We start from the raw sequence: 23,931 nt of genomic DNA, 5'->3' as shown, positions 1-23,931 counted from the left end.
ACTGTAGAGTTGGTTCGAGCATTTAACAAGCAACGACAAAGAAACCATTGAAGGTCTGTTAGAGCCGTATTTAACCCTGTATATTTTTTACAGCGTACTCCAAGAGGCCGTATTGCGGCTAACCGCACTTACCTGCATTTCGGTTTTGATAAACCGGTTTTATAATGCTTGCGTTTTTCGAAGCTCTTCTAATACAGACGCCGGCGAGAAATCATACTCTTTTAAATGCTTATTAAGCACTTTTGAGCGTAAGCGGAAATTGATATCTTGCCAATTATGTGATTCTAAACGAGGCAGTAACAGATCGATATCTGCGGATGAGATTAATGACATTGGCGATTGATATAGATAAAAATAGTCTGCGTTTAGGGACGAGCCGTTAAAGTGATCATATAACATGATCACCGCCCATGCACCATCCATAAAGTGTCCGCCGGCAGAGGTGCTGATCTGGTTTTCTTTGACAGCAGTCAATCCCTCTTGAGACCAGTCAACACCGCCTGTCAGATAATCTTTACCTTGTATTAAGCCATGCTCAGATAAGGCCTGCTCAACGCCTATGGCCATCAGATCGCTAGCTGCCCAGTAGACCTTTGTATCGGGATAACGCTGTGATAGACGAAAAGCTTTATAGTATGCCGTTTTCTGCAGCCAGTAAGCATGCACGCTGCGTATTAAATTGCTGTTACCATCTTCTTTGACTGCTCGGCGCAGGCCTGCTAAACGCTGCCGCGCAGGGGTATCTGCAATCGAGCCGTTAATAGCAATGATCTGTACCGAGCCATTTTTATCAGCGAAGTTTTTCAGCCGAGCCTGCTCTATTAAGTATTTACCTAACAGATATCCCGCTTGGCGATCGTCCGGCATCAGGCTGGCCAGCCAGTATTTATATATCTGCTGAGGATTACCGGCTAGTGGTTTGTTTTTCTCAGTGATATCGGAGTTATATAGAAACACTGGGAGCTGCTGCTGTTCTGCTTCTTTTATCAGCTGTAGTGCGATCTGTCCCAAGTTGGGGAAGATGACTGCATCAACATTGAGCTCTTTTGCTTTTGCGAGCAAATTAAACATATTTCTTTTCGAATCTTTTATGTAAAGAATAGAAAGTTTTATATCTAATTGTTTGGCTGCCTGCTGTGCAAAATCCTCGACAGGTCCCCAGAAAGCGTCTTGAGAATCTCGTGCAGAAAGCAGTGCAAAGTGCAGCGGCTGCGCGCTAATCGCGATGGAAATAAACAAATTTAAGATCAAGTACAAGCTAACCAAAAAGTATTTCATTGTTAGCCCTCCTTGGTATGGAAATCTTAAATTAGCTATTTAAAAAACTGTAGAGTTGATTAGAGTATTTAACAAGCGTTAACAGGAAGTGCTTAGTGGATTTTAATAGCTTGGTAGTGTCATTTGCTTGCTTTTCGTTTTGCTTAACTCTGAATCTGCATCTTGAAATAATTTACCTGCGCACTTTTGACTGCAAGTGCTGGCTTTTCTATTAAGAAATTAAATTCAGCTCCCTGAGATTACCCCGCTTTAGTCACTAGAATCAGCTTAGTTTTCTGATTATATTTACATTTAAAAACTTGATCTACGTCAAGTTCAGCAGTATAAAGAAATCACTTTTGATTGTAAGCCTTTGATGTTAACGGTATGTTAAATTTGATGCGGTTTTAGAGTAAAGGTTAACATTGCTTTAACAATTTAGTTCGATTTTTATCCGGGCAGTAAAAATGTTTAAAAAATTGTCAGCACAGCAGGGAATTTTTTCGATTCCTCTAATTCGCGAAATTGCAGTGATTTTGATTATTAAAGTAATAGTGATTTTTACTATTAAGCATTTCTACTTTTCAAATCCCGTCCCTTTTGATGAGGATCATTTGTCTGTTGAGCTCAGCAGGACTGAAAATACTCAGCAGACAGAATAGTTATCACCGCTGCGTTTACAAAATAATAATAAAACGCTGTAACAGTTTAAGAATATTTAATTTAGGAGAAAATAATGGATGACATAGTTGATTTATCGCGTTTTCAATTTGCAATGACTGCCATGTATCATTTTTTATTCGTGCCGCTGACCCTGGGTCTGGCATGGATACTGGTGATTATGGAATCATTGTATGTGATGACCAAAAAAGAAATTTACAAAGATATGACCAAATTCTGGGGTAAGTTATTTGGTATTAACTTTGCGCTGGGTGTGACTACCGGTCTGACCATGGAATTTCAGTTCGGTACAAACTGGGCGTATTACTCACATTATGTGGGCGATGTTTTTGGAGCTCCGCTGGCGATTGAAGGCATGATGGCCTTTTTCTTAGAATCGACTTTTGTTGGGTTGTTTTTCTTCGGCTGGGACAGACTGAGTAAGTTGCAGCATCTTGCCGCTACCTGGTTAGTTGCACTTGGTTCAAGTATGTCGGCATTATGGATTCTTATTGCTAATGCCTGGATGCAGAATCCGGTAGGTGCGGAATTTAATTATGAAACCATGCGTATGGAAATGACCAGTTTTGCGGATCTGGTCTTTAATCCGGTTGCACAGGTTAAGTTTGTTCATACTGTTGCATCGGGTTATGTCGCCGGCGCTATGTTTGTATTAGCAATTAGTTCATATTACCTGCTTAAAGGCCGTGATATAGGTTTTGCAAAGCGCTCTTTTGCTATTGCCGCCGCATTCGGTACCGCGGGAATTTTATGTACCATAGTATTAGGTGATGAAAGCGGTTATGAAGTAGGTGATGTGCAGAAAGTTAAGCTGGCCGCTATTGAATCTGAGTGGGACACGCATCCTGCACCAGCTGATTTTACTTTGATAGGTCTTCCTAATCAGGAAGCGGAGCGTACCGATTACGCTGTTAAAATTCCCTATGCATTAGGCATTATTGCTACTCGCTCCATTGATAAGGAGGTTACCGGTCTTAAAGATTTGATGGCAGATCATGAAGTACGTATCCGTAACGGCATGAAAGCTTACGGTCTGCTGCAGAAATTACGCGCAGGTGATAAAACAGAAGAGAATGTAACTGCTTTTGAAGAGCTTAAAGTTGATTTGGGTTATGGTCTGCTGCTGAAGAGATATGCACCGGATGTGGTCGACGCCAGCGATGAGCAGATTAAAATGGCCGTTGATGACAGTATCCCCGGCGTTGCACCTATGTTCTGGTCATTTAGGATAATGGTCGGCTGTGGTGTGTTTATGTTATTTATCTTCCTGTTCGCGTTTTATCAGTCAGCACGTAATACTATCGGTGAGAATAAATGGTTCCATAGAATTTGTCTGTATAGTCTGCCGTTACCTTGGATTGCGATAGAAGCCGGCTGGTTTGTTGCTGAATACGGCCGTCAGCCGTGGGCAATTGCAGAAGTTCTGCCGACCTATATGGGCGCCTCATCGGTTACCGCTGATCAGCTTCTGTTTAGTATTATCTCAATTGCCGCTTTTTATACGGTACTGCTGGCCATTGAAATGTTCCTGATGTTCCGCTTTGCGCGTTTAGGTCCAAGTAGTTTAAAAACGGGTAAATATCACTTCGAGCAATTAGAAAACAAACAAGGGTAGGGCTGATTATGTTTGATTACGAAACGTTAAAAATGTTGTGGTGGTTATTAATCGGTGTACTGCTGATTGGTTTTGTTATCACCGATGGTTTTGATATGGGAGTGGGGGCACTGATCCCGGTTATCGGTAAAAGTGATGACGAACGCCGTATTATGATAAACAGTATTGCGCCTCACTGGGACGGTAATCAGGTGTGGTTACTTACCGGTGCCGGTGCTATTTTTGCCGCCTGGCCAGCTGTTTATGCCACAGCCTTCTCCGGTTTTTATGTGGCTATGATGCTGACCCTGTTTGCTCTGTTTTTCCGCCCGGTGGGTTTCGACTACCGCAGTAAAATTGAAGATCCGCGCTGGAGAAACAGCTGGGACTGGGCCATTTTTATAGGTGGTGTTGTACCTCCGATTGTTTTCGGTGTCGCCTTTGGTAATTTATTACAGGGTGTGCCTTTTATACTGGATGATTTTTTGCGCTCTCAGTATCAGGGCGGATTTCTGGATCTGCTTAACCCCTTTGCATTATTAGTCGGTCTGTTCAGTTTAACTCTGTTTGTGCTGCAGGGCTCAACCTGGCTGCAGATGAAAACAGACGGTGCACTGCGTCAGCGGGCACGTCTGGTATCAATGATCTGTGCGCCGCTTGCAGTGGTTTTATTTGCCCTGGCAGGAGTGTGGATTGCAAACGGTATTGACGGTTATGTGATCACTTCTATTGGGGATCTTAGCGGGCCGGCTAATCCGTTATTAAAAACAGCTGAAGTGCAGCCCGGGGCATGGCTGGCAAATTATGATAAATACCCGTTAACCATGACTGCGCCTGCTGTCGGGCTGTTATTTCCGCTGTTAACCTGGGTTGCCAGTAAATATAACCGCAGCGGTTTTGCATTTTTCTGCAGCAGCATTACCCAGACCGGGGTGTTATTAACCTGTGCACTCAGCATGTTCCCGTTTATTTTACCATCAAGCATTGATCCTAATTTCAGCTTTACCGTATGGGATGCTGTTTCAAGTGAAAAAACGCTTAATATTATGACCATAGCGGCAGCTGTATTTCTACCTATTATTCTCTCTTATACCACTTGGTGTTACCTGAAAATGTTCGGTCGTTTAGGTAAAGAATTTATGGCGAAATATAAACATTCAGCTTATTGATACAAATTTTTAAAACTTATTTAGGAGAGTTCTATGTGGTATTATGCTTGGATATTAGGCATTTTATTAGCTTGTTCATTTGGTATTATTAATGGTTTGTGGTTCGAGCAGACTGAAGCAAATAAAAAAGAAGCTGAAAAAGCAGCTTTGCAAGAAGAGAATAATGAAGATTAATCAAACACTTGATTTTATTCATAAACCCTTTCAGTATGCGCTGTCACGCTGGGTTTCTACCCTGCTGGCGCTGCTGTTAAGCGGCCTGCTGCTGCTTAATCCGAATCATATAGCTGACAGTACAGCCGCTTTAGAGAACGGTTACTTAAGTGTTCTGATGATGGCTTTAACTGCGGCGTTTGTGCATGGTTTAGGATTTGAACCTCGGTTGTGGTTGTGGCGGGTTATTTTCTCCCCCTATTTAGCGTGGCCGGTTCTGTTTTTTTTCGCCACCAGGATGTTTGTATAAAGCCGCGATGACGAATTAACAGGAGCGAATAATGCCGACAGTGAATGATTAACTGCTCGGCATTAATTTTTGATTATTAATCAGATAAATAATACTCAACCGTGGAGACTACACGAACGCGTTTAATATGCGGGTTGTTTTTATCTCTGGCAGTGATAGTAAACTGTCCCTGCGAGGCTCTTTTAATTTTACCCAGTGAACTTTGTGAATCCTCAGCAAATTTCTCCGCGACCTCTCGGGCTTTAGTAGTAGCTTCCTCAATCATCTCCGGTTTTACTTCATTGAGGCGGGTAAACAGATAGTCAGTTTGCGACTGGTAGTTACTGCCTGTAAAAACAATACCATGCTTACCTAGCTCAGAAAGTGAACTCATCACATTACGTACAATATCTATATTTTCTGAATAAACGGTAACTGTCTGTAATGCCGAGTAGCGAAATTCTGCCTGCGTATTACTGCCGTACTGCTGGGCTGATTTATCGGTAATAGCCGGTGATGCTAGAGTAATTTCCTCTTCCGTAATTCCGTTTATGTTGAGATGCTTGCGTATCATTTCTGACTGCATGTCTATGCCCTGGTATAAATCAGTGAGATTGTTATCTACCAGGGTAAATGTTATCGGCCATATTACGATATCTGCTTTGTATTCTTTTTCGGACAACCCTTTTACTTTCACGCTTCTGTCGTACAGCTTATATTGTATGGCTGCACTGGAAAGAAAGTAGCCTAGGGTAGCTAAACCGAGAAATATAAACAGACCTAAAAGCCCTGCTCCTGTTTTGGTATTTTTCTGCACTGGATTCTCCAAATAATTTTGTTTAAAAATAAAGCTCCCAAGAGAAGGTACTTATATTTATACCCGTGCCGCTAATTGAGTTATCTATATCAGGCATACGAAAATGTTTGAAAGCAAGCCGTTGACTGCAGCCGCTAGGTGTTCTAATTACAAAATCAAAACAAACATTCATTTTAATCAGCATAAATGAACAGGGCCTTGTCGGCTCTGCTATTAGCACTTTCCATGTTTAGACTATCCAGATAAATATAGCATTGATTTTTATCGGCTAAATTCGCGAGGATCACGCTTTTGAATGCTTTTGCAGCTGGTTCTCAGACTCTGCATTGCTCTGTAATATTATTACGCTTTATGGTGATGCCGATCGCATTACTATCTTTGTCTTTGTGTTTTTACGCTTTGCGAACTATTATTTTGTAATTTTATTTCATTTTTTGTTTGCGTAAAAGTGTGATCTAGGTTACATTTGCTGCGTCAGAGATTGACAGAAACCAATAATTATAAGAGGAAATTATCATGGATATTCATTTTTTATCTGCAGGACAAAATTTTTTAGCGTACAGCAAAAGCGAGTGCATCACTAAGAGTAATAAACGTAAGTTTACTTTTCGTTTATTTAGAAAATAATGGCAGTTCGACTGGTTAGAGAAAACCAGCTTTCAAAAATTAATAGTGCAGCGGAAGAGGCTTTTTACAATCGTTAAAAAGTAACTCTTCCGTTTTTTATAAGCTTTAAAACAACTCTCTGCGTTCAACTCACTAATCCCATCTCCTGTTTAGTAATGTTCAGTTCTTTGCTGTTCTTCGTTTAAAAATTACAGTGTGTATTTATTCTAACTGTTAGTTTGGCAGCTCGTAAAGCATGCTTCACCTTGTTCTTTTGTCTTTTATTTTGTGTTTTTTTTGTAAAATCAATTATATTGTTTTAGTGATGATGTTTAACACGAGTCTAAATTAATAACTTTATAAACACCTTAAAATAAAACCGATATAAAATGGATGGTTATATTTACAGCCCACAAGGAGTAAATGATGAAATTATATAAATATTTCTGGTTTATGCCGTTGTTAGTTATTGCGGGCTGCTGGCCAAGTTCAGATAACAATACGACTGTTACCCCGCCGCCTATTGACAGTATTAAATTGAAGACGGCCATAGATAATGATTTTTTCGTGCTTATGGAGCTCGACAGGTCAAATGTCTATTACTCCAATGCAAATAATTTCTATTTTAATAGTGAAGGCTATTTGGTGAACAGCTCGGGTTTAGCGCTTCAACTTTTGTCGGTTAATGCTGACGGCACTCCATCTTCAGTCAGTTTAGCAACAAGTGGACCTATGAAACTAGATTATGCCTATGGCAATCCCGTAGCGACAAACTCCGTCAGTATCAGCGCTAATTTACCTGCTAATGACACTGTTCTAGCAGTTGATGCTTTTGATGCTGCCAATCTGTCTACTTATAATAATGCAACCTCGGTAACAATCTATGACTCGCTTGGACATGGTCACATACTTAGTATGTATTTTGTAAAAACCAGCACCGAAAATAATACCTGGGAAATTAGAACAACAATTGACGGTAAATTGATGGATCCTGTTTCCACTCAAGTACTGGATTTTGCTCAAAATGGTGATCTGGATATCACGGATGATGACCTTGACGGTATTGTATCAACAGATGACGGAATAATTAGTTATCATAATTTTCTGCTAAGCAACGGCGCCGCTGATCTGCTTATCTCATTATATTTCAGAAATGACGGAGTCAGCACTATAACCGCAACTAATGAGTCTTTTGAGGTAACTGGACTTAGTCAAAGCGGAGCTTATAGCGATTATGTGAAAGAGTTAAAAATAGGCGCTAACGGCCTGGTTACAGTATCATTGGTTGATCAGGAAGATGTCCTTATTGGTACCGTTGCAATGGCAAAGTTCCCCAGCCCGGTAAATCTTGAATCAGCAGGTGATTCGTTATGGAAAGAAACAGTAGATTCAGGAGAGGCATGGATTGGCTACGCCGAACACCTAGCTTTCGGTTCAATGGTACCCGTTACGTATGATTATTAAGTGGTTATATAGGGGATAAAAAAATGTAAAGCAGAGGTGCTGTTTATAGCCGCACTTCTGTTACTAAATAGGAATAGGTTATTCGCACCTGCTGTTTAGTCCGATAATCGACAGCTGAAGAGAACTGATATTATTAGTTATTAATTTACCGCTGCAAGTAATTAAAACTGCTGTTTTTTTCTCGGATCGTTAAACATGCTTTACCTTGTTGTTTTGTCTTTTATTTTGTATTTTTTTTGTAAAATCAATTGTATTGTTTTAGTCTTGATATTTAATCTAAGCAAATAATTTTATAAAAAATTGAAAACAATAAAGCAGATATTAAATGAATGGTTATATTTGCCACCCACAAGGAGTAAGTGATGAAATTATGTAAGTATTTATGTTTTATAGCGCCGTTAATTATTACGGGCTGCGGGTCAGATTCTGATAATAATACGCCAGTTACCTCCAGCGCTGGTACTACTAATGTGGCAGTTACCTCCAGCGAAGCAAGTGCAGATAACAATACAACTGTTACTCCGCCACCTATCGACAGTATTAAACTGCAGACGGCTGTAGATAATGATTTTTTTGTGCTTGTAGATGTCGATACTTTAAGGGAAAACATCTATTTTTCCAATTCAAATGAATTTTATTTTAATAGTGAAGGTTATTTGGTGAATGTCTCTAATTTAGCGCTTCAAGTTTTTCCGGTTAATGAAGACGGCAGTCCAGCTTCAGTCAGTTTGTCAACAAGTGAACCGATACAACTAGAGTATAATTACGGCAGCCCTGTTGCGACAACCTCGGTTGGCATCGGTGCTAATTTACCTGCTAATGACACTGTTTTAGCAGTTGATGCTTTTGATGCCGCTAATCCGACTACTTTTAATAATGCAACCTCGGTAACAATCTATGACTCGCTTGGACAGAATCACATACTTAGTATGTATTTTATGAAAACCAGCAGCGATAATAATACCTGGGAAATTAGAACGACGATTGACGGTAATTTGATGGACCCGGTTTCCACTCAAGTACTGGATTTTGCTGAAAATGGTGATTTGGATATCACGGATGATGATCTTGACGGTATTGTCTCTACAGATGACGGAATCATTAGTTATCATAATTTTCCGCTAAGCAACGGTGCCACTGATCTGCTTATCTCATTATATTTTAAAAGCGATGGAGTCACCTCTATAACGTCAACTAATGCGTCGTTTGAGGTAAGTAGTCTTGAGGGAAGCGGGGCTTATAGCGATTATGTGAAAGAGTTGAAAATAGGCGCTAACGGCCTGGTCACATTATCATTTGTTGATCAAGAAGATGTTCTTGTTGGTATTGTTGCAATGGCCAAGTTTCAGAGCCCGGTAAACCTTGAATCAGCAGGTGATTCATTATGGAAAGAAACAGCTGCTTCTGGAGAAGCAAGGCTTGGTTATGCTGGATATCGAGCCTTCGGTTCAATGGTGCCCGTCAATTATGACTATTAAGCGCTTATACAGGGGATAAAAAATGTAAAGCAGAAGTGCTGTTTCACAGCTGCACTTCTGTTAACGAATAAGAGCAGATTATTCGCGTCTGTAATTTATGCTAGTAACCGGCAGCTGAAGAGATCACATATTAGTTATTAATTTGTCGCTGCAAATAATTAAGGCAGGGATGTTTATAACTACGGCTTTATCCTCGGATCGCTGAACATGCTGTTTAACTGATTGAGACGTTCCCCTAACGCATTGATGTCAATAATATGGATTTTTCCCCTTTCAATTGATATTTCCTGGGCTTTTTCAATATTTTTTAGTACTTCGTTAATTCTAGGCCGAGAAAGACCGGTCACGGTGCATAACTGCTCCTGGGTTATATCAATTGTTGTTTTTACACCTTTTAAAGTTTGTTTTTTTTGCGCTAAGGCGAGCAGGGTATAGACAATACGTATTTCTTTATCGTGGAGTGCGGTGAGCGGAGCCTGCTGGGATCTTGGCTGCATTTGAATCATGCAGTAATATAAGAATTTAAAAACTTCATTGTTATTTTCTGCCAGCTGTGCAATTTTTTGTTTTGATAAGAACAGGTACTCTACCGGTTCCAGCTCAACGGTGAGAAAAAACAGATCAGCGCTGTTTCCTAATGAATTGGCTCCAACCCAGTCATTAACACCAAGTACAAAACCTAAAGTGTTATTCATATTTTCAGACAGGAAAGAAAGAGTAGCCAGGCCGCTGGTTATATAATAGAGGCCGGGAAAAGCGGCCTTTTTCTGTGTATTCGGCAGGCCTTTACCGCATTGTGCAATATCAAGCAGCTGCCGCTTTAAAGTATTTGACAGTGGGCACGGCCAGTTGATTGCATCAGTACTAGAGTCCGTCATTTCAGGCCTATTATCAGAGTAATATACTATGAAATATAGTGCACTCGTTTCCATAGTAAAACTTTGCCTCAAATAAACCAGCCGTCCGGCTTATCGGCTTATATTCCTATTTATGCTGTCACTTGTTTTAACTTATGCAGAGCCGAAGTGTGCAGATTTCTTCTTTTTTGTGTAATTGCAGGGAAGTGTTCTTTAAAGAACAGAGCTCGTTTTTTGAACAGGTATTATTGTTCATGTTTTAAACGCAGCTTAAGTGGGTAAAGATAAGCTTCACAGCTAAGTTCTTAAAATAAAGGTACGCCAATATGGGAAAAATATACAACATCTCTTTACTGCCTAACCAGCAGGCCATTAACTCGGTCGCTGATTTATCCCATGAGTTTGAAGAAGCGCATGTTAATTTGAACAGTTCGTTATTTAAATTAAAGCAGCTTATTAGTGAATCTGGTTTTATGGAAGATCAAGATCATAGAGACTGGTTTTATAGACATGGCTGTGATTATTCATCGAACCCAAAACTGTTTGCTCAGGCGCCGTTAAATTTTACCTGTGCTTATTTAAGTGAAATATTCAAACGTTATAAAATTGAACAGATCAGCTCAGACTCATCGACAACGGCTATTAAGCGGGCTTTAATACGTCTGCATGCTTTTAGGGGGAATTCATAAAGGCTGGACTTTTTGACATCTGAAGTTGATAGCGCTCTTAATCTCTCGTTTAAATTTGAAGCACAACGGATGGTTTTGTTCTGCATTCCCACACAGAGTGCAGGAATGAAAATATAGCCGTTGAATTAAAGGTGCCCGACTTTAACCAGAATAATGGTTTCCTGCTCTACAAAAGGGTGATGCTCACTTAAATGCGGACTGCGGATCCAGGTATGTTTCGGGTAGCTGCCGTGTTCATCTTTAAATGTGCCGGACAAAACGAAAATCTCCTCGCCTCCGAAATGACTATGCGGCTGGAACACCTCTCCGGCCGGCCATTTTACCAAGGCGGTATACTGCCGTTCAAAATCATGTAAAGGCATCACCTGCAGGCCACCAATGCCCGGCTGCCAGCTGGCCGTATTAGTGTTAATCGTTACCTGCTGTTTATCTTCCGGGTCAAACTGATTAAGTTTGACCAGTATAGTGCAGCCCTGTTTACTAAAAGGCTGGTGAAAACTGTCCGGCGGATTACGCAGATAAGTCCCTTTTTCATAATCACCATGCTCATCAGAAAAAATACCTTCTAATACAAATATCTCTTCGCCCAGAGGATGACTATGGCCGCTGAAATAAGAGCCCGGCTGATACTGCACTATGCTGGTGATATGACCGCTTTCATCAGCGGCTCTAGCAAGTGGTATACGCCGTACACCCGGCATGGGCGAGTTTATCCAGGGCTTCTGATCCGTGTTGATTACTATCCGTTTCGAAAAATCTAAGTTTAAATCTGCCATTACTCCTCCGCTCTCTAAGCTCTCCCCTAAACTCTAACTCACTGCACTTTCTTTACCTATCTCAATAAACTTATTGATATAGGGGATCGATTTATCCTGTTTCTTAATCATCGCATACAGGGTTTTATAAATGCCTTGTTCACCTAAACGTAATTTTTTTATCTTGTACTGTTCGCTTAAATTATCTGCCAGCCATTCGGGAAGAACACAAACGCCGCGCTGGTATTCAACCATCTGCAGCATAATTGCTAAAGATTCAATCTGCTTATGTCCCTTCGGCTGCACCTTTGCAGGCCATAAAAACTGCTGATAAATATCCAGACGCTGCTTTTCGACTGGAAAAGTAAACAGCACCTCGCTTTGCAGCTGTTCGGCGAAAACATTGCTTTGATCTGCTAGTGCATGCTTGTTTGAGACGACTAGAACCTGCTCATAATCAAACAACGCATGGTGCTGCAGCAGTTTGTGCTCAATGGTGTCCGGTGTAACCAGTAAATCCACATGATGATTTATCAGCCCTTCAATACCGGAGAAGTGAAACTGCCGAATGATATCAATATCGATATTCGGCTGCTCCTGTAAAGAGTGAGCAACCACCTGGGTCAGCCACTCATTGCATGGATAACACTCAACCCCTATGCGCAGTAACCCCTGAACACCTTCACCCATTGCTTTTAAAGCCTGCTCAGTCTGGGCTAACGCCGGCATTACTTTCTTCGCTGTTTTTAACAGCAGCTCACCTGCAGGTGTTAACCGCAGCCGCCGGCCACAGCGCTGCCATAACTTAACATTGAGCTTTTTTTCTAAATAACGAATCTGATGCGACAGGGCTGACTGCGTTAAACACAGCGAACCTGCAGCCTGAGTTAATGTGCCTTTTTCATGCAGGGCAATCATTATTTTAAGATGAGACGGCTCGATCATTATGAATAAACCTCATGGATTGCGTGTAAAACATCATTATTTTTCATGATAAATACTACGCATAATAACTTTTAACTTCAACAGCAGGCAAAAGAGAGAGAAAAAATGGCACAATTACATCACTTAGGATTTCCACGAATTGGTAATAAACGCCAGTTAAAGTTTGCTCAAGAAAAATTCTGGGCTGGTGAAATAACAGAAACACAACTGCAGGCAAGCGCAGCTCAGTTACGCCGAAATAACTGGCTTGCACAGCAGGATTTATCTTTAAACCTGCACACTGCCGGTGACTTCTCACTGTACGATCAAGTACTCGATACCAGTTTTTTAGTAGGGAATATTCCAGCACGGGCGAAACAAAGCAGTGATGATAATTCGCTGGATAACTACTTCCGTGTAGCCCGCGGGCGTTCGCAGAAAAAAAACTGCTGCTCTGCGGTTCATAACAATGCAGGTGAAACGCAGGCAGGGGAGATGACTAAATGGTTTAATAGCAATTATCATTACATTGTGCCGGAGTTTGAGACGCAGACCACCTTTACTTTAAATGCAGATAATCTAATTAAGCAGATAGAAGAGCTGCAGCAGATCAGTAAAAATGTAAAACCTGTGATTATCGGGCCGGTCACCTATTTATGGCTGGGTAAAGAAAAAGATCAAAGCAGCAGATTAGATCTGCTTCCGGCTTTATTGGAAACCTATGCGCAGCTTTTACTTTTATTAGAAGATAAAGGGATTGAATGGCTGCAGATTGATGAGCCTGTTTTAGTGCTGGAAATTGATAAGCAGTGGCAGGAAGCACTGCAGAGTGCTTATCATAAACTCACTCAGTCAAAACTTAAGCTGTTATTAACCACTTACTTTGGTGAGCTTAAAGATAACCTGAAACTAGCCTGTGAACTGCCGGTTGCCGGACTGCACCTTGATGCGGTTAATGCACGCCATGAAGTTGAATCTGCAGTTAACTATTTGAGTGAAAATAAGGTTTTATCATTAGGTGTTATTAACGGCTGTAATATCTGGAAAACGGATCTTAATGCTGCGTTAGAGTGGTTAACACCGATTCATAATAAGCTCCAGCAGCGCTTATGGATTGCGCCAAGTTCATCGTTATTACATGTGCCGGTGGATCTTAACAGCGAGCAGAAGCTCGATCCTGAGATTAAATCATGGTTAGCATTTGCAGCTCAAAAGCTGCAGGAATTAAATATTTTAGGCATCGCCTTAAATCAGGGAAGTGAAGCGGTAAGCAGTGAGCTTGAGGAAAATAAACTCGCACTGCACAGCCGCTATAACAGTACCCGTGTTTTTAACCCCGAGGTGCAGTCGCGAGTTGAACATATCAATGCATCTCTAGGTGAGCGTAAACAGGCTTTCCCGCAGCGTGCTGCTGTTCAGCAGTCCTATTTAAATCTGCCGAGTTATCCGACGACCACCATCGGTTCATTTCCGCAAACCAGTGATATTCGTGAAACGCGTAAAGCCAGACGTTCAGGTGAAATCAGCGAAGTACAGTACAAAAACAGTATGAAACAGTCGATAAAGTTTTGTATTGACCAGCAGCATAACATAGGTCTTGATGTTTTAGTGCATGGTGAAGCTGAGCGCAATGATATGGTGGAGTACTTCGGCGAGCTTCTTGACGGTTTTGCTTTTACACAGTTCGGCTGGGTACAGTCTTACGGCTCCCGCTGCGTAAAACCGCCGCTTTTATTTGGTGATGTTTCTCGTCCGCAGGCGATGACCGTCGAATGGAGTGCATACGCGCAGTCATTAACTGAAAAACAGGTAAAAGGCATGTTAACCGGCCCGGTTACCATTTTAAACTGGTCATTTGTGCGCGATGATCAGGCGCTGCAGACAACCTGTAACCAGATTGCATTAGCGGTGCGCGATGAAGTATTAGATCTGGAAAAAGCCGGGATCAGTATTATTCAGATTGATGAAGCAGCCCTGCGTGAAAAGCTTCCTCTGCACCGCAGTAAATGGTCTGAGTACCTGGACTGGGCAATTCAGGCATTTCGTATCAGCGCTAACGGTGTTGAGGATAAAACACAGATCCATACGCATATGTGTTATTCCGAATTTAACGATATTATTGCCGCTATTGCCTCCATGGATGCCGATGTTATCACCATTGAAACATCACGCTCTGATATGCAGCTGCTGGATGTATTTGAAGAATTTAACTATCCCAATGCAATTGGTCCGGGTGTTTATGATATCCATTCCCCCAACACACCGGATATTAAGCAGATGGTGCAGTTAATGGAAAAAGCAGGGCGGCGTATTCCTGCGGAGCAGTTATGGGTTAATCCGGACTGCGGCTTGAAAACAAGGCAGTGGCATGAAGTAAAACCTGCGCTTACAAATATGGTAAAAGCGGCTTTGCAGCTGCGTGCCGGTTAGAATGCCGAGAACAAAGGAGCGTTGAAAGCGCTCCTTTTTTAGATGATTAATCAAGAATATACCATGGAGTTATTTGTTCCAGGGATTACTTGGATCGTACGGCGGTTCTTCACTGCTGCGCGCAGGCTCTTTTTTAGCCTGCTGCGTTTTATCCGCGGCTTTATAAGTCCGTAATCGACAAGCTCTATCTATCTGTAAGATAACATCATCGGTAATCTCCACGGGCTCTCCCGCCAGCTGCTCTGCTGGAATAAAGCGATCACGGGGGGCAATGGACAATTGTTTGTCGTCCGGGCATGGGAAATTTTTATACTGATACAAATAAAAATTTTCTACTTTCTCTTTTGCCCATTGATTATTACGCAGAAACTTAACTGTTGACTTCATACCCGTATGAAATTGAAAGCGGTTAATCTCTAATGATTCACTTAATAACTCCCAGCCGTAATGTTCTGAAATTTCAGTCAGCAGTACATCTAGTTTCAGGCCGTATAGAGGGTTATTGTTTTTTTTAGCTGTCATTTTAATTCCTAGAAAACTGGGTATATAAGAAAGATATGCACGGGCTGCTTATAATGATGCTTAACAGCAATATTGTCTTTGCGGTTGTATCCATTTGCTAACCTGGTGCACAAAAAAATGCCCTGGCTGTGCAGTCTAGCCAGGGCATTCTTGTTGCTTTACCTTGATTTAAGCTGCCTGCAGGGCTTCTTTCTGACTTGCCAGGTATTCGTCTAAAGTGCCCTGGAAGTTAACCATCTTTTTATCTTTGATATCTATGATACGTGTCGCTAAAGATGAAACAAACTCCCGGTCATGGCTGACAACAATCAACGTGCCTTCGAACTCTTTAAGGGCATTGTTAAGCGCTTCAATCGCTTCCATATCCATGTGGTTAGTCGGTTCGTCCATAATTAATACGTTAATATCGGACATCATTAATTTACCGAATAACAAACGGTTTTTCTCTCCACCAGAGCAGTTGCGGGCTTTTTTGTTGGCGTCATCATCAGTGAATAACAGACGTCCTAACATGCCTCGCACCATTAAATCGTTATGACAAGGTCGGCGCCACTGAGACATCCACTCCATCAGTGTTAAATCATTTTCAAAAAGCATACCACTGTCCTGCGGACAGTAACCGATTGAGGCGTTTTCAGACCATTTTACGACACCTTCATTGTGCTGCAGTTCGTTTACCAGGCAGCGCAGCAGAGTTGTTTTGCCGACACCGTTTTCACCGATAATTGCCAGTTTTGCGCCGGCTTCTAAAATCATCTCACCGTCTGCAAATAAGGTTTCGCCGTCAAAACCATGGCCGAGGTTTTCCAGTACTAATGCCTGGCGGTGCATTTTTTTACCGGGTGCAAAGCTCAGTGACGGAGTAATGCGGCTTGATGATTTCACGTCATCGAGTTTAATTTTTTCCATTTTTTTAGCGCGGGAACTGGCTTGTTTGGCTTTAGAAGCATTTGCACCAAAGCGGTTTACGAAGTCCTGCAGTTCTTCTATTTCAGCACTCTTTTTAGCATTGCCGGATAAAAGCTGTTCACGTAATAAAGCAGACTGCTCTAAGAAGTATTCGTAGTTGCCCGGGTAAATACGTAATTCGCCGTAATCAATATCAGCCATATGTGTGCAGACAGCGTTTAGGAAATGTCTGTCATGGGAAATAATGATCATGGTGCATTTGCGTTTGTTTAACTCACCTTCCAGCCAGCTGATGGTATGGATATCCAGGTTATTGGTCGGCTCATCAAGCAGTAATATTTCCGGATCTGCAAACAGTGCCTGCGCAAGTAAAACACGCAGTTTCCAGCCCGGTGCAACCTGCTCCATTAAACCGTAGTGCAGTGATTCTTCAATACCGGCTTCAAGCAGGATTTCACCCGCACGGCTTTCAGCGCTGTAGCCGTCCATTTCTGCAAACTGGCTTTCCAGATCACCTACCCGCATACCGTCTTCTTCGCTCATCTCCGCTTTTGCGTAAATGCTGTCCCTTTCCTGTTTCACTTTCCATAGGGCGGTATCACCCATGATCACAGTGTCAATCACGCTGTATTGCTCGAATGCAAACTGATCCTGGCTTAGTGTACCGACTTTGAATCCCGGCGTGATAGATACATTTCCGGAGGTCGGCTGCAGTGCGCCGCTTAAGATTTTCATAAAAGTAGATTTGCCGCAGCCGTTTGCGCCGATCAAACCGTAGCGGCTGCCGTTACCAAATTTAGCCGAGATATTTTCAAATAATGGCTCCGGGCCAAACTGCATAGTGATGTTAGAGGTAGAGATCAAAAGAAGGTTTCCTAAGTTTTGCTAACGGGTATTTCCAACCGCTAGTTACTAACGGAAAGGGGCATGACCAACAAGCTTCAAAATGAAATGTGCGTTTAGTCACAATTATAAGGTCGCGCAGTATACAGCAAGAAAAGCTGGATACCCATTTTATCTGTACTTTTGCAGTGATTCTTTTTTAATCACTTTTATTTAACCAGCATAAAAGAGCAGATACCTATTCAGGCTGCTGTTATTCAAGTGCCCGGCGCACTCCCGCAATGTATTCCGGATACAGCGAAATATCGTTATGATCGGCGCCGCTGACTAAGACTGAGTCGACCAGCTGCTCAGTAAATTGAGCGATTAACCGTTCGCTTCTCGCGCGTGGAATCACCCGGTCATTTTCCGCCGTGAAGATATAGGTTTGTGCACTAATGTGTTTCACCTGCTTTATCGACTGGAACTTATCTTTAAGCAGCAGGGATACTGGAAACATCCAGTAGACACTCTTAGCAACATTTTCGATGCTGTCATAGGGAGTGACCAGCAGCAGTTTTTCCACCTGCCGATTAGCTGCTGCATAGATGGCAACGCCGGAACCAAGGCTTCTGCCCATCAAAGAGATCTGCTTATGGTTAACTTTTACCTGATCAAAAATATACAGGGCATCGTGATAGAGATGTGTTTCGCTGGGATGACCGCTGCTGTTACCGTAACCCCGATAGGCAATAAGGTACACGCTGTAATTCGGCAGCCGCTCCTTAAAGAAGCTGATGTTATTTTCAATACTTTCCGCATTGCCGCCGTAATAGATCAGCGCTTTTTGACGTCCCTTATTAACCACCCAGCCGCTCAACTGCACACCGTCCGTAATAAAACTGATTTCAGCCGCGCCGCTCACTGGACCTGCGGGCTGCGGAAAATATAAAAATTTACGCTGCAGCACGAACAGCAGCAGACAAAAACCAATATAAACCAGTATTATTGTAACTAGAGTACTCTTCATCCCTGTTTCCCGTGCTGCTTAGCTATGTGCTTATAATAGACTAAAGAATAGATACTAATGTTAACGACTATAACCAAAATGCCCAGTGCAGACTGCATATTAAGGGTTAAGTTGTCAGGATAAATAATAGGGATTAGATAGTGACTGATAAATCCTTCCTGATAGCCCTCAGTGCCTGCTGCTTGTCTTAAGTAATTTTCCAGTGGAGTCAACGGGCAGATCCAGCCCTTAAAACTGAGCAGCGATGCCCAGACAACGGCAGGCAGGTGTATAAAAAAAAGGTAGCTGCGCAGAATCAGCAGCAGTCCGCCTAGAAGTACAAAAAGAATATACAGAAAATGCACTAGTACCAGTAAGTCAGCCAGTATCAGGTAAAGCATTATATTTACCTCCGCATGCTAGGTTGTCGGCTTAGTTCTGACTTTCTAGCTAGACTCTGCATCTTCAGGTCGTTTGGATATAAAAGCTCGCCTATTTTGCAGAGTCAGCTGCAGTTTCCTAGAGCCTGTTGTTTTCTAATAGTTTAATTGACTAAGTATTACCTGCATCAATTCTACCAGGTCATTTTGATATTAATTTTCACTGCTTTTGAAAATTCTGTTGTTTATCAATTGGGTATGTGCATTTTAAATGAATTCTTTTTTCAAAAGATTTTGTAATTAATTTAACGTACTAGAATTGCCTGGGGATATAAGCAAAAGGCAGCCGCTGGGCTGTTCAAAGAAAAGGGAGAAAGGTAAATCATGAAAGGTTCAGAAAACTCCCAGGCAAAAGTTTATTGTAAGCTGTTGAATGTATTGGTTTGTTTGTGTTGGCTTATAAGGTTTTTGATAAAAACACCGCGAGGGTAACGGTAAATTACTAGAGAATTATTAAACCAAGGAAGAAACCAAAAATCAAATTAGCAGATGATGAACTAAAATTAATTTAAGCCTGTCATTGAGAGAAATTAAACCGAGCTCAGATTATGTGATGCAGCTGTTGTGATCTTGCTTACGAGAAAGGGTTTATATGTTAAGTGAAATGGAGTTTAAAGAGGTTAATACTGCTCTTAACAGTTATCTGATGAAAAAGATAACTGATGTTATGCCCGATCGCCATTTTTTGATCGATGAAAGCGGTATTGTACACTGCTTTTTCGGCAATGTGCGGACTGAACTTTTTTATCATATTGAGAACTTTGAGTTACGTTCAGTATTTGAGTTCACTACTAGTGAAATTGCTTTAAAAATTAAGCAGAAAATTGCTGAATGTTTATCGGAAAGTAAGATCGTGAGCTTTGAATATTCTTTATCCTTAAGTGAATTAAAGAAACTTAGTCCCACTGCAGTCGGTCCAGTCAAAGAGCAGTGGTTTGAATTAAAAATATACCCCATTAACTCCCTTATTGAGAAAAAAAGAGTATTAGTATGCTCTAATCGTAATATTACCGAGCGAAAATTGATGGAGCAGAAACTGCATGAGATGGCGGTTACTGATCCGTTAACCGGGTTATATAACAGGCGTCATGCTATGCAGGAGCTTGAAAACTGTTTTCAACGATGTAAGCGTTATACGATTGATGTTTCGGTGTTAATGATTGATATTGATTATTTCAAAAAGATAAATGACAATTACGGACATGACATTGGTGATTTAGTGCTGCTTGAATTAAGTAACTTTCTAAAAAATGAAGTGAGAAAAGTAGATATTATCAGCCGTTTAGGTGGAGAAGAGTTTTTGATTGTAATGCCTGATTCGTCTATTGCTAAGGTAGAACATTTTACTCAGCGGTTAATAAAAAAAATAAGTGAAATACAAGTTGCGACTCCTAACGGAAATTTATCATTTACCGTGAGCGGCGGACTAAGTCAAATAAAACCAAGCGATATATCGATAGATACTATTTTGAAACGGGTTGATACAGCACTATATCACTCAAAAGAGAATGGACGTAATCAGATAACCACAAGTTAGTTTTTAGTGAGCGGCTGACTACCTGTTAGTAGAGGCGCTGCTGAGTAATGAATAGAAAAGGCTGAGGCTGGATACTCACTTTGTTTTTACAACTAACTCAAAGCACTAGAATCAATAAACTAATCCACTCGCATTTTCGCCGTCTATTTTTTCTGCTGCCGGTATTAGCTAAATGCTGCAGAATATGGTTCTCAGTGGTTTGACTCAATATTTAATCATTAAAGCAGTTTATAGCTGCCGTTAGCAATGCCGTCAATCGTCCAGGCGCCGATACGGTAACGAATCAAACGCAGTGTTGGAAAACCAATATTTGCGGTCATACGGCGTACCTGGCGGTTGCGTCCTTCGCTGATAGTAATGCTCAGCCAGGTAGTTGGAATAGCTGCGCGTTCACGGATCGGCGGTACTCTTTCCCAGATCTCAGGTTCATGCATAATCTCAACTTCTGCCGGCAGGGTTAAACCATCTTTAAGTTTCACGCCGTCACGCAGTTTCTGCAGATCTGACTCTTGCGGGCTGCCTTCTACCTGCACCCAGTAGGTTTTAGTGGTTTTAGCATCGGGCTGGGTTATTTTAGCCTGGAGCTTACCGTCATTGGTTAATAATAATAAACCTTCACTGTCGCGGTCTAAGCGGCCGGCCGCATAGACTTCTTTTACATCAATAAAATCCGCTAAGGTTTTGCGTTTGTTCTCAACGCTACCTTGATCGGTAAACTGACTCAGCACATCAAAAGGTTTGTTAAACAGAACTACTCTACGGATCGCATCTGTCACCGCAGGCAGGTGATTTTTGGTGTTTTTGTTTTTACGCGGGCCTCGGCTTTTCTTTTTTGAAAATTTAGTTTTGTCAAAAGAAGTCGATTTTTTATTAAACACGTGAAAACACCTTTAAAAGAAGAATTAATCGCGGATTGTAACAGATATTGCTGTTCAGACCCGTCACAAATTCCAGTCTGAGCCTGCTAAAGTTGGCCGCCGGCTGGTTGTAAATTGGACTATTTGTCTGTTTTCGTTATGATGATGCCCTAAATTATTGCAGCGTAACAAATTCATAACATTTGTTGCGTCATAAGTTGGCCATTACTAATCTTGTTAAAGGAACGAATATGACAGATAAAACAGCAAAGATCATTTACACACAAACTGATGAAGCACCAGCGCTTGCAACACACTCTCTGCTTCCTATTGTTAATGCTTTTACACAGGCAGCTGACATTGTTGTTGAAACGCGTGACATCTCTTTAGCTGCTCGTATCATTTCTAACTTCCCTGATAGTTTAACTGCGCAGCAGCAGATGTCAGATGCATTATCTGAATTAGGTGAACTTGCTAAAACGCCACAGGCAAATATTATTAAACTGCCGAACGTCAGTGCTTCTGTACCGCAGCTGCAGGCTGCAATAAAAGAACTGCAGGAGCACGGTTATGCGCTTCCTGATTACCCTGAAGAAACACAGACAGATGCCGAAAAAGAGATTAAAGCGCGTTACGCAAAAGTATTAGGCAGTGCGGTAAATCCGGTACTGCGTGAAGGTAACTCGGACCGCCGTGTTGCTGATGCCGTTAAACAGTACGCTCAAGACAACCCGCACCGTATGGGCGCCTGGTCTAAAGATTCAAAATCACATGTTGCGCATATGCGCAGTGGTGATTTCTACGGCAGCGAGCAGTCAGTGGTGCTTGGCCAGGATGATGATGTGAAAATTGAGTTCACTAATACATCCGGTGAAGTAACCGTATTAAAAGCCTCTACAGCGCTGTTAAAAGATGAAGTGATTGACTCCGCTGTGATGAGCAGCGCCGCATTACGTGCTTTCTTTGAAGCTGAAATGCAGGATGCTTTCGACAATAATATTATGCTGTCACTGCACCTTAAAGCAACCATGATGAAAGTGTCGGATCCAATTATGTTCGGTCACGCTGTAACGGTTTATTTTAAAGATGTATTCAGCAAACACGCAGCTTTATTTGCTGAACTGGGCGTGGATGCGACTAATGGTTTAGGTGATGTTTACGCTAAAACTGCAGGCTTACCGGCTGCACAGAAAGAGCAGATTGAAGCGGACATTCAGGCTGTTTATGCGACACGTCCAGCACTGGCAATGGTAGATTCAGATAAAGGTATTACTAATTTACACGTACCAAGTGATGTGATTATTGATGCTTCTATGCCGGCGACTATCCGCAGCTCGGGCTGCATGTGGGGCACAGACGGCAAACTGCACGATACTAAAGCGATGATCCCGGACCGTTGTTACGCAGGTATTTATCAGGAGACGATCGAATTCTGTCGTGAAAATGGTGCATTTAATCCGGCAACTATGGGGAATGTCTCTAATGTCGGTCTGATGGCGCAAAAAGCGGAAGAGTACGGTTCACACGATAAAACATTCCAGATTAAAGAAGCGGGCACGGTTAAAGTTATTGACCAGGCCGGTAATACGTTAATGGAACATAGTGTCGCAGAAGGGGATATCTGGCGCATGTGTCAGGCAAAAGATACTCCAATTCGTGACTGGGTGCGTCTTGCAGTAAGCCGTGCCAAAGCAACCGGCCAGCCGGCAGTATTCTGGTTAGATGAAAGTCGTGCTCACGATAAAAATCTTATCGCTAAAGTAAATACCTACTTAAAAGATCACGATACTGCAGGTCTGGATATTCAGGTTCTGGCACCTGTTGAAGCGATTAAATTCTCTTTAAAACGTGTACTTGCGGGTGAGAATACGATTTCGGTAACGGGCAACGTGTTGCGTGACTACCTGACGGATTTGTTCCCTATTCTGGAGCTGGGTACAAGTGCTAAAATGCTTTCAATTGTACCGCTGCTTGCAGGCGGCGGTCTGTTTGAAACGGGGGCCGGCGGCTCTGCACCTAAGCATGTGCAGCAGTTTGTTGAAGAAGGGCATCTGCGCTGGGATTCACTGGGAGAGTTTTTAGCTCTGGCTGTGTCTATTGAAGATATCGCTGCTAAAACGGGTAATGACAAAGCTGTTGTACTTGCTGAAGCACTGCATGCCGCTAACGGTAAATTCTTAAAAGAAGATAAATCTCCTTCACGTAAAGTGAATGAGCTGGATAACCGCGGCAGTCACTTCTATCTGGCAATGTACTGGGCAGAAGCGTTAGCAGCGCAGACTAAAGATACTGAACTGCAGGCTGTATTTGCACCGCTTGCTGAAACACTGGCTGAAAACGAAGCGCTTATCGTGAAAGAGCTTAACGATGCTCAAGGCTGTGCAGTTGAGCTGGGCGGTTATTTCCATACCGATGCTGCTAAAGTCTCAGCCGCAATGCGTCCAAGTAAAACTTTAAATGATGCACTGGCTGCGGTTTAAGTTTTACAGAAACTCTTCTGCAGGGAGTTAATTAAATAACACTGCTTATTTATTAAAAAGGTGCTCATTGAGCACCTTTTTTGTTTTTGGGCAGTACCAGTATCGGCGCGGCAAAGCCGGCATACGCCTGCAGAGCTTAGCTATGTCATTCTAATAAGGCTTCTAATATCTTAATATAAAAAGAATATTCAG

21 protein-coding genes and 1 pseudogene are annotated in these 23,931 nt (G+C 42.0%); 12 read left to right on the top strand and 10 right to left on the bottom strand.

Annotated elements, in window-relative coordinates; genetic code table 11:
- Window positions 1-34 precede the first annotated feature (34 nt).
- A pseudogene (locus tag G337_RS29150) lies at window positions 35-165 on the top strand (Holliday junction DNA helicase RuvB C-terminal domain-containing protein); the annotation flags it as partial.
- Here the strand turns inward: G337_RS29150 and G337_RS0105755 are convergent.
- Window positions 160-1,278 (bottom strand): ABC transporter substrate-binding protein, encoded by a 1,119-nt coding sequence (locus tag G337_RS0105755; protein WP_028863035.1) that lies wholly within the window; start codon window positions 1,276-1,278, stop codon window positions 160-162. The pseudogene G337_RS29150 and the gene G337_RS0105755 overlap by 6 nt on opposite strands.
- Before the next feature lie 446 nt (window positions 1,279-1,724).
- Here G337_RS0105755 and cydP point away from each other — a divergent pair, with 446 nt between their 5' ends.
- The 5 genes from cydP (at window position 1,725) to G337_RS0105730 (ending at window position 5,164) form a co-directional block, all read left to right on the top strand.
- Window positions 1,725-1,919, top strand: coding sequence for a cytochrome oxidase putative small subunit CydP (gene cydP / locus G337_RS0105750; protein ID WP_037027124.1), 195 nt, complete (start codon window positions 1,725-1,727; stop codon window positions 1,917-1,919).
- Between the two features lie 74 nt (window positions 1,920-1,993).
- Window positions 1,994-3,553: a cytochrome ubiquinol oxidase subunit I gene (locus G337_RS0105745; protein ID WP_028863033.1), complete on the top strand. Its 1,560-nt coding sequence runs from the start codon at window positions 1,994-1,996 to the stop codon at window positions 3,551-3,553.
- Window positions 3,554-3,561: 8 nt separating this feature from the next.
- Window positions 3,562-4,701: a cytochrome d ubiquinol oxidase subunit II gene (cydB, locus tag G337_RS0105740; protein WP_028863032.1), complete on the top strand. Its 1,140-nt coding sequence runs from the start codon at window positions 3,562-3,564 to the stop codon at window positions 4,699-4,701.
- 33 nt (window positions 4,702-4,734) lie between these two features.
- Entirely contained in the window at window positions 4,735-4,875 is a 141-nt protein-coding gene (gene cydX, locus G337_RS0105735; RefSeq protein WP_028863031.1) for a cytochrome bd-I oxidase subunit CydX, read from the top strand.
- Window positions 4,865-5,164 carry a cyd operon YbgE family protein gene (locus tag G337_RS0105730; RefSeq protein ID WP_245597634.1) on the top strand — a complete coding sequence of 100 codons (300 nt, stop codon included), beginning with the start codon at window positions 4,865-4,867 and terminating at the stop codon, window positions 5,162-5,164. The genes cydX and G337_RS0105730 overlap by 11 nt, the downstream gene beginning before the upstream one ends.
- A 76-nt stretch (window positions 5,165-5,240) precedes the next feature.
- On the opposite strand, the gene G337_RS0105725 is transcribed toward G337_RS0105730, so the two are convergent.
- Complete coding sequence (locus G337_RS0105725) at window positions 5,241-5,960, bottom strand: SIMPL domain-containing protein (RefSeq protein ID WP_028863029.1); 720 nt, start codon at window positions 5,958-5,960, stop codon at window positions 5,241-5,243.
- 1,032 nt (window positions 5,961-6,992) lie between these two features.
- Here G337_RS0105725 and G337_RS0105720 point away from each other — a divergent pair.
- Window positions 6,993-8,030 carry a flagellar hook-basal body complex protein gene (locus G337_RS0105720; RefSeq protein WP_028863028.1) on the top strand — a complete coding sequence of 346 codons (1,038 nt, stop codon included), beginning with the start codon at window positions 6,993-6,995 and terminating at the stop codon, window positions 8,028-8,030.
- Between the two features lie 362 nt (window positions 8,031-8,392).
- Window positions 8,393-9,508: a flagellar hook-basal body complex protein gene (locus G337_RS0105715; protein ID WP_028863027.1), complete on the top strand. Its 1,116-nt coding sequence runs from the start codon at window positions 8,393-8,395 to the stop codon at window positions 9,506-9,508.
- Window positions 9,509-9,687: 179 nt separating this feature from the next.
- Here the strand turns inward: G337_RS0105715 and G337_RS0105710 are convergent, their stop codons facing one another.
- Window positions 9,688-10,386, bottom strand: a complete 699-nt coding sequence (locus tag G337_RS0105710) for a Crp/Fnr family transcriptional regulator (protein ID WP_028863026.1) — start codon at window positions 10,384-10,386, stop codon at window positions 9,688-9,690.
- Window positions 10,387-10,691: 305 nt separating this feature from the next.
- Between G337_RS0105710 and G337_RS0105705 the strand changes: the two genes are divergently transcribed.
- The gene (locus G337_RS0105705) at window positions 10,692-11,054 is read left to right on the top strand and encodes a hypothetical protein (RefSeq protein WP_028863025.1); all 363 of its coding nucleotides are present in this window, start codon (window positions 10,692-10,694) and stop codon (window positions 11,052-11,054) included.
- Between the two features lie 125 nt (window positions 11,055-11,179).
- On the opposite strand, the gene G337_RS0105700 is transcribed toward G337_RS0105705, so the two are convergent.
- The gene (locus tag G337_RS0105700; RefSeq protein ID WP_028863024.1) at window positions 11,180-11,830 is read right to left on the bottom strand and encodes a cupin domain-containing protein; all 651 of its coding nucleotides are present in this window, start codon (window positions 11,828-11,830) and stop codon (window positions 11,180-11,182) included.
- A gap of 33 nt (window positions 11,831-11,863) precedes the next feature.
- Window positions 11,864-12,754: a LysR family transcriptional regulator gene (locus G337_RS0105695; RefSeq protein WP_028863023.1), complete on the bottom strand. Its 891-nt coding sequence runs from the start codon at window positions 12,752-12,754 to the stop codon at window positions 11,864-11,866.
- 105 nt (window positions 12,755-12,859) lie between these two features.
- Here G337_RS0105695 and metE point away from each other — a divergent pair, with 105 nt between their 5' ends.
- Window positions 12,860-15,163 (top strand): 5-methyltetrahydropteroyltriglutamate--homocysteine S-methyltransferase, encoded by a 2,304-nt coding sequence (gene metE, locus G337_RS0105690; RefSeq protein ID WP_028863022.1) that lies wholly within the window; start codon window positions 12,860-12,862, stop codon window positions 15,161-15,163.
- A gap of 69 nt (window positions 15,164-15,232) precedes the next feature.
- Here metE and G337_RS0105685 read toward each other — a convergent pair whose 3' ends face one another.
- The 4 genes from G337_RS0105685 to G337_RS0105670 form a co-directional block, all read right to left on the bottom strand.
- Window positions 15,233-15,685, bottom strand: coding sequence for a VF530 family DNA-binding protein (locus G337_RS0105685; RefSeq protein WP_028863021.1), 453 nt, complete (start codon window positions 15,683-15,685; stop codon window positions 15,233-15,235).
- A 168-nt stretch (window positions 15,686-15,853) separates the two neighbouring features.
- Window positions 15,854-17,458 carry an ABC-F family ATPase gene (locus G337_RS0105680; RefSeq protein ID WP_028863020.1) on the bottom strand — a complete coding sequence of 535 codons (1,605 nt, stop codon included), beginning with the start codon at window positions 17,456-17,458 and terminating at the stop codon, window positions 15,854-15,856.
- Between the two features lie 232 nt (window positions 17,459-17,690).
- Complete coding sequence (locus tag G337_RS0105675) at window positions 17,691-18,446, bottom strand: alpha/beta hydrolase (protein ID WP_028863019.1); 756 nt, start codon at window positions 18,444-18,446, stop codon at window positions 17,691-17,693.
- On the bottom strand, window positions 18,443-18,826 hold the full coding sequence (locus tag G337_RS0105670; protein ID WP_028863018.1) for a DUF2784 domain-containing protein: 384 nt from the start codon (window positions 18,824-18,826) through the stop codon (window positions 18,443-18,445). The genes G337_RS0105675 and G337_RS0105670 overlap by 4 nt, the downstream gene beginning before the upstream one ends.
- A gap of 631 nt (window positions 18,827-19,457) precedes the next feature.
- Here G337_RS0105670 and G337_RS0105665 point away from each other — a divergent pair.
- Complete coding sequence (locus tag G337_RS0105665; protein WP_028863017.1) at window positions 19,458-20,402, top strand: sensor domain-containing diguanylate cyclase; 945 nt, start codon at window positions 19,458-19,460, stop codon at window positions 20,400-20,402.
- A gap of 218 nt (window positions 20,403-20,620) precedes the next feature.
- Here the strand turns inward: G337_RS0105665 and G337_RS0105660 are convergent, their stop codons facing one another.
- Complete coding sequence (locus G337_RS0105660; RefSeq protein ID WP_028863016.1) at window positions 20,621-21,280, bottom strand: pseudouridine synthase; 660 nt, start codon at window positions 21,278-21,280, stop codon at window positions 20,621-20,623.
- A 230-nt stretch (window positions 21,281-21,510) separates the two neighbouring features.
- Here G337_RS0105660 and G337_RS0105655 point away from each other — a divergent pair, with 230 nt between their 5' ends.
- Complete coding sequence (locus G337_RS0105655) at window positions 21,511-23,739, top strand: NADP-dependent isocitrate dehydrogenase (protein ID WP_028863015.1); 2,229 nt, start codon at window positions 21,511-21,513, stop codon at window positions 23,737-23,739.
- The last annotated feature ends 192 nt before the right edge of the window (window positions 23,740-23,931 follow it).

The organism is Psychromonas aquimarina ATCC BAA-1526, assembly GCF_000428725.1.
In the GTDB taxonomy this organism is placed as follows: domain Bacteria; phylum Pseudomonadota; class Gammaproteobacteria; order Enterobacterales; family Psychromonadaceae; genus Psychromonas; species Psychromonas aquimarina.
The sequence above is the reverse complement of the archived record's forward strand: the minus strand, read 5'-3'. Positions and strand labels throughout refer to the sequence as shown.

Coding starts and splice junctions, on each gene's coding strand:
- G337_RS0105695 (WP_028863023.1), bottom strand. CDS start 12,754: ATGATCGAGCCGTCTCATCTTAAAATAATGATTGCCCTGCATGAAAAA.
- metE (WP_028863022.1), top strand. CDS start 12,860: ATGGCACAATTACATCACTTAGGATTTCCACGAATTGGTAATAAACGC.
- G337_RS0105745 (WP_028863033.1), top strand. CDS start 1,994: ATGGATGACATAGTTGATTTATCGCGTTTTCAATTTGCAATGACTGCC.
- G337_RS0105705 (WP_028863025.1), top strand. CDS start 10,692: ATGGGAAAAATATACAACATCTCTTTACTGCCTAACCAGCAGGCCATT.
- G337_RS0105720 (WP_028863028.1), top strand. CDS start 6,993: ATGAAATTATATAAATATTTCTGGTTTATGCCGTTGTTAGTTATTGCG.
- G337_RS0105670 (WP_028863018.1), bottom strand. CDS start 18,826: ATGCTTTACCTGATACTGGCTGACTTACTGGTACTAGTGCATTTTCTG.
- cydX (WP_028863031.1), top strand. CDS start 4,735: ATGTGGTATTATGCTTGGATATTAGGCATTTTATTAGCTTGTTCATTT.
- cydB (WP_028863032.1), top strand. CDS start 3,562: ATGTTTGATTACGAAACGTTAAAAATGTTGTGGTGGTTATTAATCGGT.
- G337_RS0105655 (WP_028863015.1), top strand. CDS start 21,511: ATGACAGATAAAACAGCAAAGATCATTTACACACAAACTGATGAAGCA.
- G337_RS0105730 (WP_245597634.1), top strand. CDS start 4,865: ATGAAGATTAATCAAACACTTGATTTTATTCATAAACCCTTTCAGTAT.
- G337_RS0105755 (WP_028863035.1), bottom strand. CDS start 1,278: ATGAAATACTTTTTGGTTAGCTTGTACTTGATCTTAAATTTGTTTATT.
- G337_RS0105710 (WP_028863026.1), bottom strand. CDS start 10,386: ATGACGGACTCTAGTACTGATGCAATCAACTGGCCGTGCCCACTGTCA.
- G337_RS0105675 (WP_028863019.1), bottom strand. CDS start 18,446: ATGAAGAGTACTCTAGTTACAATAATACTGGTTTATATTGGTTTTTGT.
- G337_RS0105700 (WP_028863024.1), bottom strand. CDS start 11,830: ATGGCAGATTTAAACTTAGATTTTTCGAAACGGATAGTAATCAACACG.
- G337_RS0105715 (WP_028863027.1), top strand. CDS start 8,393: ATGAAATTATGTAAGTATTTATGTTTTATAGCGCCGTTAATTATTACG.
- G337_RS0105665 (WP_028863017.1), top strand. CDS start 19,458: ATGTTAAGTGAAATGGAGTTTAAAGAGGTTAATACTGCTCTTAACAGT.
- cydP (WP_037027124.1), top strand. CDS start 1,725: ATGTTTAAAAAATTGTCAGCACAGCAGGGAATTTTTTCGATTCCTCTA.
- G337_RS0105685 (WP_028863021.1), bottom strand. CDS start 15,685: ATGACAGCTAAAAAAAACAATAACCCTCTATACGGCCTGAAACTAGAT.